Source organism: Rhodococcus sp. 05-2254-5, assembly GCF_002258575.1.
Classification (GTDB): domain Bacteria; phylum Actinomycetota; class Actinomycetes; order Mycobacteriales; family Mycobacteriaceae; genus Rhodococcoides; species Rhodococcoides fascians.
This window is the reverse complement of the sequence record NZ_NOZG01000018.1, coordinates 24809-39624: the sequence shown is the minus strand read 5'-3', so window position 1 is coordinate 39624 and position 14816 is coordinate 24809. Positions and strand designations below refer to the sequence as shown.

Here is a 14816-nt window from a genome sequence, read left to right as displayed (position 1 = left end):
TGACACGCTAATACGATTTGCCGGGTTATGCCGTTTTCGCTGGTGACGCGGTCGGTAACAGGTAGTTGGGCTCGATTCCCTCGTCGAGCCGTCCCTCTGTTCTCGCGGCGAACCAGCGTCCGACGAGCACTCCGAAGATCACGACGATCAGCAGCGCCCAACCGAAGGTGGTGCGGAGATAGTCGAGGGCCCGTCCGGTTTCGATCCACCGTCCGGACAACCAACGATCGGCGTTCATGAACCCGTAGATCGCGAGCCAGGCCGGCCAGTTCCGGAGTAGCGAGTTCCTGAGCACGACCGTCATGAGCAAGGGGAACAGCATCATCGAGTAGTACATCTGGCCCAGTGAGCCCAGCAGCCAGTGCGCGGTGAGGATCAGGCCGGAGGTGGTGGCGAAGAAGAACAGTCGATCTTCTCGGCAGTACCGGTAGAGCAACCACAGCGAGACCAACACCATGATGCCCAGGACGGCGCGGATGCCGAGGGTCAGGAACTCGGGCACTCCGTAGTAACGGCCGTTGCCAACGACAGCGCTGTTGAAGTAGTCACGCGTCTGCAGCAGGTACGGCAGCGTCCGATCGATGAAATTCATGGGATCGACGGACAACGGCCAGGCAATGGCCATCATCACCACCGGGATGGCGATCGAGGTGATGAACACCTTCCACTGTCTCGTCATCAGGGGGAGCAGCAGCAGTGGTGCGAGCATCGGCTTGATCGCCAGGGTCAAGCCCATCGCGACACCGGCGGACAAATCCTTGCGCTGCAACAGGAATCCGAGAAACGCCACTTCGCCGAGGAGTACGAAACCGTTGAAGTTGGTGAACACCAGTGTGTTCGTCACCGTCTCGCTGACGAAGGCAGCCAGGAGCAGGGCGGGTGCAGCCACCGAGTCCAACCGGAAGCCGAAGATGCGCAGCAGGATGTACAGCGCGACGAGGATGGCCACGGTGCTGGCAAGGATGAACAGCCAGCGAGAGCGCTCCGGGTCGATGATGGCGATGGGGGAGAGCAGCATCGTCGCGCTCGGCTGGTACAGGTAATGAGGATCGACCGAATCGAAGTTCGCGGTGTACACCGGCTGCCGGTTGAGGAACGCGAGAGCAGCGTTGTACACCGGGTTGAAGTCGTTGGTGACATCGCCGTTGACCGCCCTGATCACCACCCGATGCACGACGGTCATGATGGCGATCGGCCAGAGCGCGTACTTGATTACTTCGGCGGTGGTCCGCCCGGTACGCGGCTCCAGAAAGCTAAGTGACACCCGCGAACGGTACCCGAGACGGTCGGTGCGCCCGTTCAGGACACCCCGCGGGGCCCGTGTCTTTCGCGGCCCTCCGAGGAGTCGAGTCAGGCCGGACAGACGGTGCCGTCGGTCGGAAGCGTCGTGTCTCGCGCGTAAGTGACAGCAGCACTCTGCAGGCACTGCGACCCGCCGATGCTCGGATGCCCGCTGCCCTGCCAGGCGGCGGAGGCGACGGCGGCACCCGTCGCACCGATCAGGCCGGTGACCGAGGACAGGCCGCCGTTGCCGACGATCGGGTCGCCGGCGTTGGACAGAACCAGGACCGGAACGTCCAGCGAGGTGGGTAGTGGGACGGAGGGAGCCGTCGGCCAGGACGAGCACAGCAATGCCGTCAGGGCAGCGTCGGTTCCGTAGATCGGGTAGCGGTCGGTCCACCCCGTTGCCAGGTCGCGGACGCCCTGCGGAGAAGGCCACTGCTGCCCGTCCGTGCAGCGGGCGACGAACTGGCCGTCGGTGCCGTACGCCGCCCGGCCTCGTTCGGCGAGCGCTGCGAGCGCAGTCGTGTCGGAGGCGGCGGCAGCGGAAAGCGTCGAGGACAGATCTCTCGCCCGCGTCGACGCGTCTCCCGCGGTCGAAGCCAGGGCAAAGGTGATCGCGTCGAGAACTTCGTGTGTGGACAGCGGTGCGAACTCGCCGCCGGCGGCGCGCTTGATCAACTGTGCCACTGCGGCCGTCGGGTCACTTCCGAGCGAGCAGTTCAGCGCGACGCAACGCTGTGCGAAGGCAGCGAACGCCGCTTCCTTGCCCTGAGTTCGCTGCTCGGCGAGCGTTGCCTGGTCGGCGTTGACGCCCGTCGGCGAATCGAGGATCAGGCGCGCGACGTTGTCGGGAAACTTCGCGGCGTAGGCCATGGCGGTGAGAGAACCGTTTCCCGCTCCGATCAGGCCGATCCGGTCCACGCCCCACAACTGTCGAAGCCGATCGAGATCGTCCGCGGCGTACCCGGTGCCGAAGGCGAGCTCCTGCGGCTGCAGGGTGTCGGTGCATTCGATGGTGGCGTCTCGTCCGGCGTCGACCGCGCGGTCGACGGAGTCCGAGTCGGATCTGGAGAACTGTCCCAGGGCATCGACGGCAGCCTTGGTAGGCGCCTGGGGTGTGTCGTCGATGCAGTCCACGGCCGTCGAGCGTCCGATGCCGCGGCGATCCACGGCAACGATCGGATGTGCCTCGAGCAGCGTGGCGAGTGGGCCGGCGGCCATCGTGGCCAAGGTTGCGATGGACGAACGATCCGAACCGGACGTGAACACCAGGGGCCCGGCATCGACGGGTGTCCGGTCGAGCGTGGCCCGAAGCGCCCCGACGGCGAAGGTGCCGAACATCTGACCGCTGGCGTCGACATCGGCCTCGTACTCACCGCATTCGAGTGTCAGGCCCGGCGTGGTGGCGGTGAGCCCGAACATTCCGAGGGTGGCCGAGGTGCACTCGGACCAATCGAGGTCGGTGGTCGGAACAGCGAGTGCAGCCGGTTCGGGCGGGGTTTCTGGCGACGACTCGGCGGGCTGACCGGGCGAGCGCTGCTCCACCGCCACTTCGGGACGGATCGACGGGCCGCCTCCACAGGCCGCGCAGACCGTGGCGACGAGGAGTACTGCGGCGAGCAACGAACGTTTCTGCGTCACGGTGCGAGGCTATCTACTTTTGCTTCGCTGCCGCGCCCGCGTCTCTCGTCACGGCCGCACCCAGCGGGTCAACAGCGTGCCGTCGGTGTCGCCGAGCACGAGTGCGCGCTGCATGGAGGTATCGGCGGCGTGTGCGGCATGGGCGATGCGGCCGGCAGGCCCACTGATCACCTTCGGTGAGATCGTCAGGCACACGTCGTCCGCCGCCCCGTCGGACACCAGCTGACCGAACAGTCCTGGTCCGCCCTCGCACAGCACGCGACCGAACCCGAGCTGGGACAGAGACTCGACAATGTCGGTGGTCGACACCGATTCGCCGGACACCTCGAGCACCGTCGCCCCGGCCGTCCGGAGTTCGCCTACCGCAGAGCGGTCCGCCGCGGCGGACGTGAGCACCACCGGCATCACCGCTGTGTCCGTCAGTAGGCGAGACCGCGCATCGATGGAGCCGGAGGCGGTGACGACCACGATGGTCGGCACCGATTCCTGACCGTTCGCCTGCCGGCGAGAGATGACATCGGGAGACAGGGCGACCCCGCCGTAGTTCTCTCCGCGCACGGTGCCGGCACCGACGAGCACCGCATCGCACAGCTCTCGCAGGATGCCGAACAACCGGGTGTCTGCCGGGGTGCCCAGCCCGGCCGAGGCACCGTCGGAGGTGACGGACCCGTCGATACTGGAGACGAAGTTGGTACGGATCCACGGTCGGCCCACATCGGTCGGGTAGGCATACAGGGATCGCAGACCGTCGTCGTCCACTTCGGTTCCGACGGCGGGGAGCGCTGCGGCGGCCTGCTCCGATGTGAAGTAGGTCCCAATATCGAGAAGCTGCATGAGTCACATGAGACCACGTCGTTACGCTCGATCAATGCCCGCACGCCTTGTCGACCGAAATCCCGTGGTCCCCTCCGATCAGCTGATCGCGCAGATGGTTCCGCCGGCGATGTTCGACGACGTCAGCTTCTCCTCGTACATTCCCGATCCCAAGGAGCCGACGCAGGCCGCTGCAGTCGCGAAAGCCGAGGAATTCGCGAACAAGGTGCAGAAGATTCGCGGCAAGGGCAAGCGCGGACTGTTCGGTAAGAAGACCCCGGCCACCGGTGCGGGGCTCTACCTCGACGGCGGCTTCGGCGTCGGTAAGACACACTTGCTGGCCTCGATCTATCACAGCGTCCCCGAACCGAAGGCGTTCGGCACGTTCGTGGAGTTGACGCACGTCGTCGGTGCATTGGGCTTCAACAAGGCTCTCGAAGAGCTCTCGAACCACAGTGTTCTGTGCATCGACGAGTTCGAGCTCGACGATCCGGGCGACACGATGTTGGTCTCGCGACTGCTGTCGGAGCTCTCGCAGCGCGGCGTGTCCATCGTGGCGACGTCGAACACCCTGCCCGGCCAGCTCGGCGAAGGCCGCTTCGCAGCCGAGGACTTCCTGCGGGAGATCAAGAAGCTCGGTTCGATCTTCGAGTCCGTCCGCGTCGACGGTCCCGATTACCGGCACCGCGATCTGCCGCCGGCCCCGGAGCCGACGTCGGAGGCCGAGCTCATCGAGCGTGCCGACGGTATCGAGGGCGCGACCCTGGACGACTTCGACGACCTGCTGGCGCACCTGAGCACGCTGCACCCGTCGCGCTACGGCAAATTGCTGGACGGTATTCCCGCGGTGTTCCTGAAGAACGTGCACCCGGCTTCCGATCAGGCAATTGCGTTGCGACTGGTCGTCCTCGCCGACCGCCTGTACGACGCGGGTATTCCGGTGACGGCCTCGGGTGGCAAGCTCGACGAGATCTTCACCGAGGAGATGCTCGCGGGTGGTTATCGGAAGAAGTACCTCCGTGCGACGTCCCGTCTGCTCGCGCTGTCTCGTTTTGCTGCCGTCGGCTGACCTGCTTCGGTCGCGGCAGGCTCAGAGCTGCACCTGCATGACGTAGTCGTCGTGCGTCCGGTCGCCGACGACGAACGTCTTGGTGCCGGCTATCTCGAATCCGTGTTTGGCATAGAACTTCTGGGCGCGGACGTTCTGTTGGTTGACGCCCAGCCACGCCCCTCGGCAGCCGTGCCGACGAGCACTGTCCAGCGCCGACGTCATCAGGCGCGCTGCGACTCCGCCGCCGTGTTCGGTGGGTCGGACGTACAGCTTGCTGATCTCTACCGTCGGCTCGTGGGACAGCGCCGAGCGGATGCCGGAGTCGGTGGGAGTGCCGAACACCAGCATCGCGTATCCGAGTACCTGTGCCTCAGCCGACTCGTCGAGCAGTACGGTCCGGTTCGGGTCGACGATGTACATCTCGAAGTGCTTGGCAGACAACACGTTCGAGATGAAAGTCTCGATATCACCGGGTTGCGTTCCCGGTGGGCAGGCCAACGGGAAGGTCAGTGCGGCCAGGTCGGCGACTCGGTGCGCATCCGCCGGGCCCGCCTCACGAACGCTCACAGCTGATCGACGGCATTCTTCGCGTCCCGCAACGACAGCCCTGTTCGATCGCGCAGCAGCTTGATCGCCGCAATCGCTTTGCCTTCCGATTTGAGTGCCGTCAATCGGGGGAGGAGGTCGTCCCATCGCACGGGACCCGAACTCGCTGCATCGAGAATGGTCGACGGGGGAGGAAACGGTGCTCCGCGTTGCATCGTCTCGATTGCGTTCTTGGCATCGAGCAATCCGGCACCGGTTCGATCACGGAAGACCTTGATGGCCTGAATCTTCTTGTCGGCGGCCAACAATTGGTGAATTTCGGCTCGCGCACCGTCGTCCAGTCCTACCAGTTTCGAGCTCTGGGACGTGGCACGCGATCTGTCCGGCTTTCGACGCGCGAGGAACCAGGCCGCGAGCACCGCGGTATCGACGAGGACCAGCGCAACGATGAACCATCCCCAGGTCGGCATAACGTCAGTACACCACTTCAGCGTGACGGGTCGAAGAGCGGGACGACGCCCGGCCGATCGGCGGGCAGCGACTCGAACAGTGAGACAGCAGCATCGAGAGTCCGCTGCGCTGCGTCGTACTTCGCCGGTGCGAGATCGTGGCCTGCACCGTCGATGTCGATCAGCAGTGTGGGCGCGGGAACCAGCGCGAACGCCGCCCCGAGTTCTTCGGTGGTAGCGAACGGATCCTTGGTGCCGTGCAGCACAACAGTGGGGGTACGTAGGTCGGGCAGATGGTGGGTCCGAAGCTTGTCGGGCTTTCCCGGTGGGTGCAGGGGATAGGACGTCAGCACCAGACCGTCCACGAGACCCGGCTGCTCCGACGCGATCATCGATCCCTGCCTGCCGCCGTACGAATGCCCGCCGAACACGACGAACCCGTCGGTTTCCGCACGCAGTCGATCGACGGCCGCGGCGATCCCCATCCGGTCCTCCTCGGAACGGGAGGGATGCGGAGGACCCTTGGCCTTGCGGACTCGGAACGGGAGGTCGAACCGCAAGACCGTGAAGCCGGCCGCCGCCCACATCGACGCAATGTTCTGTAGGAGCACCGACCCGCAGTTGCCGCCCGCACCGTGAGTGAGAGCGAGCCCTCCGCGCGACGGGATCGGCGGCGTGTGAAGAAACGCGACGCCCCCGCCGAGTTCGATGTCGGCGGGGGCGTCGGGAACGTCGTGTTCAGCCATCGGTCGAGGACGTTACCTTTTCGTCGCTGCCGGCGTGATCGGTGTCCGTGCTGTCTGTTTCGGAGCTGTCGGATGCATCCTGATCGTCGGCATCCACCATCTCACCGTTGTCGTCGACCATGTCGGCAAAGGCTGTACCCGCGACGGTGCCGTTGGTTCCGGGGAGAGCCACAGTGGGCCGAGCGCCGGGTCGGTATCGGTCGTCGAGTCCCTCGACCGATTTCTTCGCTTCTTCGAGTGTGGCGTCGTCGACCTGAGGCTCTTCGCTGTCGGTCGCGTTACCGGGGCCGGCCGTGTCGGTGGGTGTTTCGTCCGTGGGTGCACTGCGAGCATCGTCCGACACGTGAGTGTCCTTCCATCGAAGTGTGTGCGTCGTCTCCACTGTGCACTTCTATGGCGTGAATCACCACCGAGACTGGGTAAGCCACAAAAAAGGACCCCCTCGAAAGGGGGTCCTTTGTTCTGACTGTGGTGCGCGATACTGGGATTGAACCAGTGACCTCTTCCGTGTCAGGGAAGCGCTCTCCCGCTGAGCTAATCGCGCATGTCCTCGCATCGGCCTTCACAACCGATGCACTAGCGAGGTGGAGACGGGAATCGAACCCGTGTGCACGGCTTTGCAGGCCGTTGCCTCACCACTCGGCCACTCCACCATGGGTCGAGACCCTCGAGCGGATGACGGGATTCGAACCCGCGACCCTCACCTTGGCAAGGTGATGCGCTACCACTGCGCCACATCCGCATACCCCGGAGGCAATCACTGCTGGGCAGTTGCTGTCTCCGTGGTGCGGGGAAAACATTAACCCAACGGGAGTGAAACTCACAAATCTCGTGGTCAGCCCCAGAATTCGGGTCTCTGGCGGCTGTGAACCGTGTGAAAGATGGGGTCGGGCCGGGTCCGGGGGAGCGAGGTCTGCGCTCGATGCAGGCGTCGAATGCGACATCGACGAGCCGGAGCAGGCGATTCGATCCACTGCGACACCTCGTGTTAATGTTTTGCCTCGTTCGGTCCCGTGGCTCAGTGGAAGAGCGTCCGCTTCACACGCGGAAGGTCGCTGGTTCGATCCCAGCCGGGACCACAGACGAAGAAAGCCCGCACCGCTTGTCGGTGCGGGCTTTTTCGTGTTCCGTCCCGGTAATCTGACCCGGTGAGCACCGACGGATCCACGTCCCGCGAGGCGGACGGCAAGACCAGCACAGCGGACTCGAGTGGTCCGGCAGAACAGCTGGCGAAGAAGCATCGACGGTTTCGGTCTCGCATCGCCGAGAACAAGTCGCTCGATCTCGCCTACCGGATCACTGTCGGTGTCGTCGGAGCTCTGGTGTTGGCGTTGGGTGTGCTGGCCATTCCGTACCCCGGCCCCGGCTGGCTGATCGTGTTCGCAGGACTGGGCATCCTGGCCTCGGAGTTCGAGTGGGCCAAGGGCGCGCTGCGCTTCGTCCGCAAGAGGTACGACGCGTTCATGGCCTGGTTCTCGAAGCAGTCGATCGTCGTCAAGGGACTCGGCGTGTTGTTCACGACGGTCGTCGTGCTCGCAACACTGTGGCTTCTGGGCACTTTCGCGCTGGTCGGAGGTTGGTTCGGCCTCGACTGGACCTGGCTCGAGAGTCCCTTGTGACGCACGCGCCGCGCTGAGGGCCGCGCGGTGGCCCGTTGCCGATAGGCTGTCGGAGGCCTTCCTGGCCAGATGAACCGATCGAGGAGTACATCGCTGTGAGCATGCCCGTTGTCGCCGCCGTCTCGCCCGCCCGCATCTCGGTGCAGGCAGGAACGACCGCAGGTACGGCGCTACGCGACACCGGTCTGCCGAACAAGGGTCCGGACGCGATCGTCGTCGTGCGAGATCCGGAGGGCAAGCTCCGTGATCTGTCGTGGGCTCCAGACTCCGATACCGAGGTCGAGCCGGTCCCGGCGAACACCGAGGACGGGCGAAGCGTCATCAGGCATTCGGCTGCGCACGTTCTTGCTCAGGCCGTTCAGGAGCTCTTCCCCGATGCCAAGCTGGGCATCGGCCCGTTCATCAAGGACGGCTTCTACTACGACTTCGACGTGAAGCAGCCGTTCACCCCAGAGGATCTGACTGCGCTCGAGAAGAAGATGAAGCAGATCGTCAAGGCCGGGCAGCGGTTCTCGCGTCGGGTGTACGAATCGGTCGATCAGGCCCGTGAAGAGTTGGCGAACGAGCCCTACAAACTCGAACTGATCGACGACAAGTCCGGGATCGACGATCCCGAGGTCATGGAAGTCGGCGGGGGAGAGCTCACCGCGTACGACAACCTCAATCCCCGTACCGGTGAACGCATCTGGGGCGATCTGTGCCGCGGCCCGCACATCCCCACCACCAAGTACGTGCCGGCGTTCAAGCTCACCCGCAGCTCGGCTGCGTACTGGCGGGGCAACCAGGACAACGCCGATCTGCAACGCATCTACGGCACCGCCTGGGAGTCCACCGAGGCGCTCGATGCGCATCTCGAGTTGCTCGCCGAAGCCGAACGTCGTGATCACCGCAAGCTCGGTTCCGAGTTGGACCTGTTCAGCTTTCCCGACGAACTGGGTTCCGGTCTTCCGGTGTTCCACCCCAAGGGCGGCGTGATCCGCAACGAACTCGAGAACTACTCACGTCAGCGCCACATCGAAGAGGGCTACGAGTTCGTCAACACCCCGCACATCACCAAAGGCCATCTGTACGAGGTGTCCGGTCACCTCGATTGGTACCGGGACGGCATGTTCCCGGCGATGCACCTGGATGCCGAACTCGACGAGAACGGCGACGTGCGCAAGCCCGGCCAGGATTACTACCTCAAGCCGATGAACTGCCCGATGCACAATCTGATCTTCCGCTCCCGCGGCCGCTCGTACCGTGAACTGCCGCTGCGCTTGTTCGAGTTCGGCTCGGTGTACCGCTACGAGAAGTCCGGCGTCATCCACGGTCTGACCCGAGTGCGCGGCATGACCCAGGACGACGCGCACATCTTCTGCACTCGCGACCAGATGCGCGGCGAGCTCACCAGCACCCTCGAATTCGTTCTCGGGCTGCTCAAGGACTACGGACTCGACGACTTCTACCTCGAACTGTCGACTCGTAATCCTGAGAAGTCCGTCGGCAGCGACGAAGTTTGGGAAGAGGCGACCACCACCCTCGCCGAGGTGGCCGCGGCGTCGGGTCTGGATCTGGTGCCCGACCCGGGCGGTGCCGCGTTCTACGGTCCGAAGATCTCGGTGCAGGCGAAGGATGCGCTCGGCCGCACCTGGCAGATGTCGACCATTCAGCTCGACTTCAACCTGCCCGAGCGTTTCGAGCTCGAGTACACCGGTTCCGGTGGTACCAAGGAGCGCCCGGTGATGATTCACCGTGCCCTGTTCGGATCCATCGAGCGGTTCTTCGGTGTGCTGACCGAGCACTACGCCGGTGCTTTCCCGGCCTGGCTGGCGCCCGTACAGGTCGTCGGAATTCCGGTGGCCGAGGTGCATCAGGACCACCTCTTCGCGGTGGTGAAGGAACTGAAGAAGCGCGGAGTCAGGGCCGAGGTCGATGCGAGCGACGACCGGATGCAGAAGAAGATCTTCAATCAGACAGCCCAGAAGGTCCCGTTCATGCTGCTGGCCGGCGAGCGAGACGTCGAAGCAGGTGCCGTCAGCTTCCGATTCCGGGACGGCACTCAGGTCAACGGGGTTCCGGTGGCGGAGGCCGTGACCGTGATCACCGAGTGGATCGCCGCGCGAAACAACGCATCACCGACCGCCGAACTTGTGCAGACCAGTACCGCCGGAGTGAGCTGACATGGAAGAACACGACGAGTCGATCGTCGCCACCGGTGCCGGTGAACCGGATCGGCTGCAGCGATTGTGGACTCCCCATCGGATGTCGTACATCGCCGAGGCCCCCCAGGGTTCGGCGGAGGGTTCGGTGAAGTCGACCGAGCCGTTCTCCGACATCCCGAAGATGACGGACGAGGACGGACTGGTCGTCGCGCGCGGCGAATCGGTGTATGCCGTACTCAACCTGTACCCGTACAACCCCGGCCACACGATGATCGTGCCGTACCGACGTGTCGCGGCGCTCGAGGATCTCACGCCCGCCGAGAGCTCGGAGCTGATGGCGTTCACGCAGAAGATGATTCGCGTGATCAAGCGAGTGTCGAGCCCGCACGGTTTCAATGTCGGCCTCAACCTCGGGGCGGCTGCAGGCGGTTCGCTGGCCGAGCACCTGCACCAGCACATCGTGCCGCGGTGGGGTGGTGACGCGAACTTCATCACGGTGATCGGCGGTGCCAAGGTGATGCCGCAACTGCTCCGCGACACTCGGGCCCTGCTTGCCTCGGCCTGGAACGAATGAACCACCGGCAAGGGGAGCGTGCGGCGTGCTGAGCATCTTCGGCCGTGCGCCGGTCTCGAAGTTGACGGCCCCATTGGGCCGCGCGCTCAACAGCACCGGCCTGACTCCGGACTCGGTGACAATCATCGGCACGGTCGTCACAGTGACCGCTGCGGTGACGATGTTCCCTGCCGGCTACCTGTGGTGGGGCTCGATCGTCATCACCCTGTTCGTTCTGTTCGACATGCTCGACGGCGCGATGGCTCGCGCACGAGGAGGCGGCACCAAATACGGTGCCGTTCTCGACGCGACGTGCGACCGCGTTGCGGACGGCGCGATATTCGGCGGCTTGGCCTGGTGGGCCGTGTATTCCGAGAACGACAAGCTACTGCTCGTTGCCACTCTCGTCTGCCTGGTCACCTCGCAGGTCATCTCGTACGCCAAAGCGCGCGCCGAGGCCAGCGGCCTGTCCGCGGACGGTGGTTGGATCGAACGACCCGACCGCCTCGTCATCGTTCTGGTCGGGGCCGGGCTCACCGGTGTCGGAAGACATTTCGACATTCCGTGGCTGGACAGTCTCATCTATCCCGCAATGTGGATTCTTGCCGCGCTGAGCATCGTGACCGTGTTCCAACGAGTGCTCGCCGTCCGCGGATCCGAGGGTGCCCGCGACATCATCGTGCCGCCGGCTCCGTCGGTCTCCGACGACGGCGGTGTGGAGCCGACATGAATCTGTCGGAACGCGCGTCCGACGCCGGGTACGCCGCGGGGTGGCGTCTCGTCCGGTCGTTACCCGAGGGTGTCGCCCGTCGGTTGTTCGACCGCGGTGCCGACTTCGCCTCGTCCCGTAATGGCGGCCCGGATCAGCTGCGCCGCAATCTCGCTCGGGTGCTGGGGACCACGGCGGAGCAGGTCCCGGATGACCTGATCCGAGACAGTGTTCGCTCCTACGCCCGGTACTGGCGTGAGGCATTCCGGCTGCCGTCCATGGACCTGGCCGCTCAGGCGGCCGTCATCGATCGGTGCGTGTACGGCAAGGAACATCTCGAAGCGGCGCTCGGTGCCGGCAAGGGAGTGGTGCTCGCACTACCGCACAGCGGCAACTGGGACATGGCCGGAATGTGGTTGGTACGGACGCACGGTGGCCTGTCGACCGTGGCCGAGAGGCTGAAGCCGGAGTCGCTGTACCAACGCTTCGTGGCGTATCGCGAGAGCCTGGGATTCGAGATCTTTCCGCTCAGCGGCGGCGAGCAACCGCCCCTGCTCGCGTTGTCCGACAGACTGCGCCAGAACAAGGTGGTCTGCCTGCTCGGCGAACGAGACCTGGCCAAGCACGGAGTACCGGTGACCTTCTTCGGGGAACCGACACGAATGCCGGCGGGTGCGGCCAAGCTCGCCATCGACACCGGTGCCACGCTGCTCCCGGTACACGGCTATTTCGACGGCGACGGTTGGGGATTCGACATCTCGCCCGCGGTGGACGTCTCGCAGGGAGTAGCCGCTGCGACCCAGACGGTTGCGGATCATTTCGCCGCCGGTATACGCGCTCATCCCGCCGATTGGCACATGCTGCAGCCGCTGTGGATGAGCGACTGGTCGGCAGAGCGCCGGGCCCGAATCGAGGGCACATGAGAATCGGCATGGTGTGCCCGTACTCGTTCGACGTGCCGGGCGGAGTGCAGGCCCACGTCCAGCAGTTGGCCGAGGTCTTCATCGAGCGCGGTCACCGGGTCAGTGTGCTGGCCCCTGCCTCGGAGGGTGTCGAGCTCCCCGAATTCGTGGTGTCTGCCGGTGAGGCGCTGGCCATTCCGTACAACGGGTCGGTCGCCCGGCTGCGATTCGGCCCGGTGACGTACTCACGGATCCGAAAGTGGATCTCGGAGAACGACTTCGACGTGCTGCACATTCACGAGCCCAATGCGCCGAGTCTGTCGATGCTCGCACTCAAGGCCGCGGACGGCCCGATCGTGGCCACGTTCCACACGTCGACCACCAAGTCTCTCGTGCTCAGCACGTTCCAGGGCGTGCTGCGGCCCTATCACGAGAAGATCAGCGGTCGGATCGCCGTGTCCGAGTTGGCGCGGCGATGGCAGGTCGAGGCGCTCGGGTCCGATGCGGTCGAAATTCCGAACGGAGTCGACGTGCCGGCGTTCGCCGACGCAGACGTGCTCGACGGCTATCCGCGTCCGGGCCGGACAGTGCTGTTCCTGGGCCGCTTCGACGAACCGCGCAAGGGAATGGCCGTGCTGCTGGGCGCGCTACCGGCCCTCGTCGAATCTCACCCCGACATCGAAATTCTCATCGTCGGCAGGGGCGACGAGGACAAGCTCCGCAAGGAAGCAGGCGCGCTGGCCTCGCATCTGACCTTCCTCGGCCAGGTGGACGACGCGACGAAGGCTTCCGCGATGCGTAGCGCCGACGTGTATTGCGCCCCCAACCTCGGCGGCGAAAGCTTCGGCATCGTTCTGGTGGAGGCGATGGCAGCCGGAACCCCCGTGGTGGCAAGCGAACTGGACGCTTTCCGTCGGGTCCTACGCGACGGCGCATGTGGCCTGCTGGTTCCGATCGACGATTCCGCGGCCCTCGCGGCAGCCGTCACCTCCATTCTGTCCGACGACGCCGTCCGCGAGCGTCTCGTCGACGCCGCCTCGGCGGCCGTGTCCACGTACGACTGGCCTGTTGTCGCCGAGCAGATCCTGCGCGTGTACGAGACGGTCACCCTCGGCGGACAGAAAGTGCGAGCCGCGAGCTGATGACACTGTCTGCCGTCACCATCCTGGTTCTCGGACTGATCGCGGTTCTGATCCTCGTCGTCGGGCTGTGGGCCTACGGAACCGCCAACCGACTCGATCGGCTCCACGTTCGCACCGACCTCGCCTGGCAGGCCCTCGACGCCGCACTCGCGCGCCGAGCCGTCGTCGCGCGAGCCGTGTCGGCCGCCACCCGGGGCTCGGTGTCGTCGAGCAAAGAGCTTGCTGCACTGGCAGATCGAGCCGAACGCGCCGACCGGTCGCAGCGGGAGGAAGCGGAGAACGCGGTGTCCATGGCACTCGCCGTCGTCGAACCGGCCGCTCTGCCACCACAACTTGTCGCCGAACTCGCCGACGCGGAAGCACGCGTGTTGATCGCACGACGCTTCCACAACGACGCCGTCCGAGACACCCTCGCTCTACGGGTACGCCGTCCGGTCCGGTGGCTGCATCTCGGCGGCACCGCCGCCCTGCCGTCGTACTTCGAGATCGCGGAGCGCTCGGCCGCGGCAACGTTCGGTAGTGAGACTCGGGCGACGCCGCGTACCTCTGCGCGGGTGGTGTTGCTCGACGAGCGTGGCCGTGTCCTGCTCCTGCGTGGACACGACCCCACGGTGCCCGAGACGTTCTTCTGGTTCACCATCGGAGGTGCGGTCGAAAAGGGGGAGTCCCTTCGCGAGGCAGCGGTACGCGAAGTGCACGAGGAGACCGGCCTGACCGTCGACGCGTCCGACCTGCGCGGACCGCTGTGGCGTCGAGTTGCGACCTTCCCGTTCAACGGAACGTTGATCCGGTCCGAGGAACTGTTCTTCGCGCATCGGACGCAGGAGTTCGAGCCCGAGAGTGCCGGGTTCACGGACTTCGAGCGACGAACCGTCACCGGGCATCGCTGGTGTACCGAGGCAGACATCCGGGCGCTGAGTGCGGTCGGCGAAAACGTGTATCCACAGGATCTGGCCGAACTTCTCGACGAGGTCAACGTAGCGCTCGCGCGACGCGGCGACCCGGACGTCAGGGCCATCCGCTGACAATCTGGACCTTTCCGACCAGTCCAGCAATCGTCAAGTGGTTATGGGAAACGACGCGGTAGCGGCCTACAGTTCTGGGCGCGTCGCCGCGCCGGCCCGCCCCTTCGCGGGCAGGGCAGCGGCTCTGCGCGAAGATCCGGACTGCCGAGAACACAGGAGTTGGCTTGAGTACCCCACACGCCCCCAATTCGC

At 65.2% G+C, this 14816-nt stretch carries 15 protein-coding genes and 4 tRNA genes; 9 read left to right on the top strand and 10 right to left on the bottom strand.

The window, feature by feature from the left end; all coding sequences use genetic code 11:
• Positions 1-25: 25 nt before the first annotated feature.
• The 3 genes from CH278_RS11235 to CH278_RS11225 are packed head-to-tail and all read right to left on the bottom strand — an operon-like array spanning position 26 to position 3759.
• Positions 26-1303 carry a glycosyltransferase family 87 protein gene (locus tag CH278_RS11235; protein WP_371832503.1) on the bottom strand — a complete coding sequence of 426 codons (1278 nt, stop codon included), beginning with the start codon at positions 1301-1303 and terminating at the stop codon, positions 26-28.
• 47 nt (positions 1304-1350) lie between these two features.
• Positions 1351-2925: an alpha/beta fold hydrolase gene (locus CH278_RS11230; RefSeq protein ID WP_032365068.1), complete on the bottom strand. Its 1575-nt coding sequence runs from the start codon at positions 2923-2925 to the stop codon at positions 1351-1353.
• Between the two features lie 48 nt (positions 2926-2973).
• On the bottom strand, positions 2974-3759 hold the full coding sequence (locus tag CH278_RS11225) for a pyrimidine reductase family protein (RefSeq protein WP_032372512.1): 786 nt from the start codon (positions 3757-3759) through the stop codon (positions 2974-2976).
• 34 nt (positions 3760-3793) lie between these two features.
• On the opposite strand from CH278_RS11225, the gene zapE reads away from it, so the two are divergent.
• Complete coding sequence (gene zapE / locus CH278_RS11220; protein WP_032391468.1) at positions 3794-4807, top strand: cell division protein ZapE; 1014 nt, start codon at positions 3794-3796, stop codon at positions 4805-4807.
• Positions 4808-4828: 21 nt separating this feature from the next.
• Here the strand turns inward: zapE and CH278_RS11215 are convergent, their stop codons facing one another.
• The 7 genes from CH278_RS11215 to CH278_RS11190 all read right to left on the bottom strand — a co-directional run bounded on the left by CH278_RS11215 (position 4829) and on the right by CH278_RS11190 (position 7272).
• Entirely contained in the window at positions 4829-5356 is a 528-nt protein-coding gene (locus CH278_RS11215; protein WP_256991957.1) for a GNAT family N-acetyltransferase, read from the bottom strand.
• Positions 5353-5805: a hypothetical protein gene (locus CH278_RS27965; protein WP_032382104.1), complete on the bottom strand. Its 453-nt coding sequence runs from the start codon at positions 5803-5805 to the stop codon at positions 5353-5355. Before CH278_RS27965 ends, CH278_RS11215 begins: the two co-directional genes overlap by 4 nt.
• Positions 5806-5822: 17 nt before the next feature.
• Positions 5823-6530, bottom strand: a complete 708-nt coding sequence (locus CH278_RS11210; protein WP_032370465.1) for an alpha/beta hydrolase family protein — start codon at positions 6528-6530, stop codon at positions 5823-5825.
• Entirely contained in the window at positions 6523-6873 is a 351-nt protein-coding gene (locus CH278_RS11205) for a hypothetical protein (protein ID WP_032370466.1), read from the bottom strand. The genes CH278_RS11210 and CH278_RS11205 overlap by 8 nt, the downstream gene beginning before the upstream one ends.
• Before the next feature lie 126 nt (positions 6874-6999).
• Positions 7000-7074, bottom strand: a tRNA-Val gene (locus CH278_RS11200).
• A gap of 38 nt (positions 7075-7112) precedes the next feature.
• Positions 7113-7183, bottom strand: a tRNA-Cys gene (locus CH278_RS11195).
• A gap of 17 nt (positions 7184-7200) precedes the next feature.
• Positions 7201-7272, bottom strand: a tRNA-Gly gene (locus CH278_RS11190).
• 265 nt (positions 7273-7537) lie between these two features.
• Here CH278_RS11190 and CH278_RS11185 point away from each other — a divergent pair.
• The 8 genes from CH278_RS11185 (at position 7538) to CH278_RS11150 (ending at position 14624) form a co-directional block, all read left to right on the top strand.
• A tRNA-Val gene (locus tag CH278_RS11185) sits at positions 7538-7609 on the top strand.
• Positions 7610-7756: 147 nt separating this feature from the next.
• A complete protein-coding gene (locus tag CH278_RS11180; protein ID WP_094621941.1) occupies positions 7757-8149 on the top strand; it encodes a TIGR02611 family protein in 393 nt (130 codons plus the stop codon).
• Between the two features lie 101 nt (positions 8150-8250).
• Positions 8251-10311 (top strand): threonine--tRNA ligase, encoded by a 2061-nt coding sequence (gene thrS / locus CH278_RS11175; RefSeq protein ID WP_032365075.1) that lies wholly within the window; start codon positions 8251-8253, stop codon positions 10309-10311.
• 1 nt (position 10312) lies between these two features.
• Positions 10313-10867: an HIT family protein gene (locus CH278_RS11170; protein ID WP_032365076.1), complete on the top strand. Its 555-nt coding sequence runs from the start codon at positions 10313-10315 to the stop codon at positions 10865-10867.
• A gap of 25 nt (positions 10868-10892) precedes the next feature.
• A complete protein-coding gene (gene pgsA / locus CH278_RS11165; protein ID WP_027496936.1) occupies positions 10893-11576 on the top strand; it encodes a phosphatidylinositol phosphate synthase in 684 nt (227 codons plus the stop codon).
• On the top strand, positions 11573-12478 hold the full coding sequence (locus CH278_RS11160) for a phosphatidylinositol mannoside acyltransferase (RefSeq protein ID WP_032370467.1): 906 nt from the start codon (positions 11573-11575) through the stop codon (positions 12476-12478). The genes pgsA and CH278_RS11160 overlap by 4 nt, the downstream gene beginning before the upstream one ends.
• A complete protein-coding gene (locus tag CH278_RS11155; RefSeq protein WP_032365078.1) occupies positions 12475-13599 on the top strand; it encodes a glycosyltransferase family 4 protein in 1125 nt (374 codons plus the stop codon). The genes CH278_RS11160 and CH278_RS11155 overlap by 4 nt, the downstream gene beginning before the upstream one ends.
• On the top strand, positions 13599-14624 hold the full coding sequence (locus CH278_RS11150; RefSeq protein ID WP_032365079.1) for an NUDIX hydrolase: 1026 nt from the start codon (positions 13599-13601) through the stop codon (positions 14622-14624). The genes CH278_RS11155 and CH278_RS11150 overlap by 1 nt, the downstream gene beginning before the upstream one ends.
• The last annotated feature ends 192 nt before the right edge of the window (positions 14625-14816 follow it).

Excerpts from the sequence above, each read along its gene's own strand:
- CH278_RS11225 (WP_032372512.1), bottom strand. The coding sequence starts at position 3,759 with ATGCAGCTTCTCGATATTGGGACCTACTTCACATCGGAGCAGGCCGCC.
- zapE (WP_032391468.1), top strand. The coding sequence starts at position 3,794 with ATGCCCGCACGCCTTGTCGACCGAAATCCCGTGGTCCCCTCCGATCAG.
- CH278_RS27965 (WP_032382104.1), bottom strand. The coding sequence starts at position 5,805 with ATGCCGACCTGGGGATGGTTCATCGTTGCGCTGGTCCTCGTCGATACC.
- CH278_RS11210 (WP_032370465.1), bottom strand. The coding sequence starts at position 6,530 with ATGGCTGAACACGACGTTCCCGACGCCCCCGCCGACATCGAACTCGGC.
- thrS (WP_032365075.1), top strand. The coding sequence starts at position 8,251 with ATGCCCGTTGTCGCCGCCGTCTCGCCCGCCCGCATCTCGGTGCAGGCA.
- CH278_RS11170 (WP_032365076.1), top strand. The coding sequence starts at position 10,313 with ATGGAAGAACACGACGAGTCGATCGTCGCCACCGGTGCCGGTGAACCG.
- CH278_RS11160 (WP_032370467.1), top strand. The coding sequence starts at position 11,573 with ATGAATCTGTCGGAACGCGCGTCCGACGCCGGGTACGCCGCGGGGTGG.
- CH278_RS11155 (WP_032365078.1), top strand. The coding sequence starts at position 12,475 with ATGAGAATCGGCATGGTGTGCCCGTACTCGTTCGACGTGCCGGGCGGA.
- CH278_RS11150 (WP_032365079.1), top strand. The coding sequence starts at position 13,599 with ATGACACTGTCTGCCGTCACCATCCTGGTTCTCGGACTGATCGCGGTT.